General features: G+C 34.5%; 1 protein-coding gene. It reads right to left on the bottom strand.

What is annotated here, in order from left to right:
• A partial coding sequence (locus AAEZ02_RS21930) for a hypothetical protein (RefSeq protein ID WP_351125068.1) occupies window positions 1-394 on the bottom strand: 394 nt, incomplete at both ends.

The raw sequence follows: 394 nt of genomic DNA, 5'->3' as shown, positions 1-394 counted from the left end.
TCTAGATCACGCAAGTATTCTTGTTCAGAATCAAATCCCGCTTGACTAGAAATTGTTTTCATTTCATAAGGAATTAGTCTTACAGCATCTTGTTTGTTGTTAGTTACACCAAAAACAGAATCTAAATTAGGAGGAAAAGACACTTCTATGCCAATAAATCTACCTTTGCTTTCGCGCAATGCTGACGTTAAAAATGAGTCTCGAATAACAAGTTCTCTATTAGCTCTTACAATTGAAACACCGACATTTTTACTACAATGTTTCCCCCAAACAGTCCCACCAAGTTTACCTACAGTCTCTTTCAAAATGTAATTGGAGATATTTCTTTTTACCATAGATGTTGTAATCGTAACGTCATCACGTTTAGGATCTCCATTATCATCTAAATACTCAA

Origin of the sequence: Shewanella sp. T24-MNA-CIBAN-0130 (assembly GCF_040310185.1) — a bacterium.
GTDB classification, from domain to species: Bacteria; Pseudomonadota; Gammaproteobacteria; order Enterobacterales; family Shewanellaceae; genus Shewanella; species Shewanella psychromarinicola.
This window is presented reverse-complemented; position numbering and strand designations above follow the sequence as displayed.